Below are 2,381 nucleotides of genomic sequence, written 5' to 3' on the forward strand. Positions count from 1 at the left end.
TGAGGATGGAGCGGAATTTTTGGCTTACTGCTAAGCTCGTCGCTTTCTACCCACAGGTAAAAATCACCCGATTGAATAAAGTCTTGGGTATTTTTTGGAATCCAAGCGCCATGTATTACGTTCATAATAATGATCTGCGTTTTCGGTTAGTAAACATCACTCTATAATAAAGGATAAAAAATAGAATATCGTTGGAGGCATTATCCAGCAAAAAAAATCAATCAGTTAGCGCCGTCCCACTTCGACACCCTCTTTTTGATTTTTCATCTGCTCCGACTCAAGCGGAATGTCATCAAACAATTTTGGAAATAATATTCTCGCCGAGTCAACATTGAATCGAAGCGAAACGGGACCCTTGGGTGAACTGGAACCCAGAATGCCATCTTCGGTCAAACTGGATAGCACGGTTCTCGCGCTACGCTCCTTAAGTCCTGTGAGTCTTTCTGCATCACCGCGCGAAATTTCACCATTGCTTAACGCGGCAGTTAAAATATAAATAGACTCAGGCTTAAACGCTTTAATAGCGACATAGGTTTCCAGGCGTTTTTTTAGATGCGCAAGATCAAACAAGCGTGACATAAATGCAACCTGATCAATGCTGATGCTTAGAAACCAATTAGTGAAGCTAATTAAGGCTTTTTGCGATAAATTACCTCTACCATCAAGATCTCCTTGTCTTGGCGTGTCGGCCAAATCCATCATGCTCTTGTAGTCTTTTGGGCTATTTAACCCACGCGCAAGACCTCTGGAAATAGACCATAACCCTGAAACACCTATCCCTGCTTGCAAGCCCATTGCGTGACTCATTAATCGGCTAACTCGGCCATTACCGTCTAAAAAGGGATGAATGTACGCAAGCCTATGATGTGCTGCGGCAATTGCCATTATTTGATTACTTTTACCCATATGGCCGGCGCAATAGCGGCTTTCAAAATAGCGCATAAAGGCCTCAACATACACTCCACTCGGTGGGACATGCCGACCAACACTAACATTATGCTCAGTGGTTGATCTGAATTTTCCAGGCTCCATGATAAAACTGCGTTTGCCATTTTTGATCGTTAGCATGTCATCGCTAGCGTCAGAATAAAATTCTTTGTGTAGCCATGAGATAAATTCAACAGACGTCGGATTAGGGAGTTTTCCGTCCGCATAAAGCTCATCTACCTTGCTTTGCACCTTAATATGAGCCAATGCCTCAATTTGTAAGTTACGTCTTTCCTTGTCACTTTCAAAATCATTATTAAGCGCTCGCGCGATATCTTGCAGTTTTGTGTTATGTCCTTCGATAAGGTTGGAATAATAGCAATTCATTATTCTGACAATCGAAGACAGGCTTTCGGCAGTACTGGGATGTAAACCTGCTTTTAGAGTAACGGCTTTTTCGACAAGCTCAGCAATTAAGTCTGATGTTTCTGAAGGGATATTTTCACCAATTAAGCAAGGTTCTATTTTGGAAGGCGATTCAATAATTTCCATGCCGATCTATTAGTTTTATAAGAGACTGAATTTTATTGGTTATTTTAGACTAACTTCTACTTTATTGCCGATTATTACGCCGATATTAAAATAATAATTACATAATTGATTAATAAGTATTTATTTGTATTTTTCATTAAAAATTTGCCGATATTTTTTTGAATACCTCATGTTTTTTTAAAAAACCATAGCTCAAGGTTTATTCCAACCACCTTTAAAGACATAATCATTCAAGCCGTGATTGAGGACATGATAACTTGCAAAGGTTGGTTCGACAGACCAGCACCACCGCAAGATGTGCTATCATGAACCATCAAATTAAATGCAAAGTACCGTTAGAAATACGCATGGGGTATGCTTACGTTTGCCACATTTCTACCTGCGTTGTTTGCCTGGTGCCGCAGTGAACTTTTAATAGCGCCAATTGATTTTCCATTACCCTTTCTCATTCGCTCAACCATGAGATCAACAAAATGAACTCCTCCAAAATAGTCCGGATTACACCCAAGGCCGAAGGAAAAAAAACCTTATCAACGGCTCAAAAGCAATTTAATAGCCTGACTAAAAAAATTGACCGTCAAAAGAAACTGCTGATCGAATGGAAAGAAACGGTTCCGCAGTACCATCAAAAATTTGAGCTGGAGTACGAACCCCTGGAAGAGGCTTTAAGTAACCATAAAGCTGAATGGGTGCAGTTATTGGACCAATTTTTTGACATGCCCTTGTTCAAAAAAACCGATAAGTTGAAAATAAAGCATCTTATTTGTGAACTATCACTCGATGTTCAAGTTTTTAAATTTTTTGCAGCCTGATTCTTGGAAAATTATCCAGCAGCACGGTACTGTAGCGAAACCGTCGACCCTAAACGCCCCAAATCCCTCCCAACCATATGTTTTCCAGAA

General features: G+C 40.2%; 2 protein-coding genes. One reads left to right on the forward strand and one right to left on the reverse strand.

Going from position 1 to position 2,381, the window contains the following annotated elements:
• Window positions 1-225: 225 nt before the first annotated feature.
• Window positions 226-1,479, reverse strand: coding sequence for a Fic family protein (locus RW114_RS20425; RefSeq protein WP_340124567.1), 1,254 nt, complete (start codon window positions 1,477-1,479; stop codon window positions 226-228).
• 473 nt (window positions 1,480-1,952) lie between these two features.
• On the opposite strand from RW114_RS20425, the gene RW114_RS20430 reads away from it, so the two are divergent.
• A complete protein-coding gene (locus RW114_RS20430) occupies window positions 1,953-2,291 on the forward strand; it encodes a hypothetical protein (RefSeq protein ID WP_340124568.1) in 339 nt (112 codons plus the stop codon).
• Window positions 2,292-2,381 lie beyond the last annotated feature (90 nt).

The organism is Methylobacter svalbardensis, from assembly GCF_037671525.1.
GTDB lineage: Bacteria > Pseudomonadota > Gammaproteobacteria > Methylococcales > Methylomonadaceae > Methylobacter_A > Methylobacter_A svalbardensis.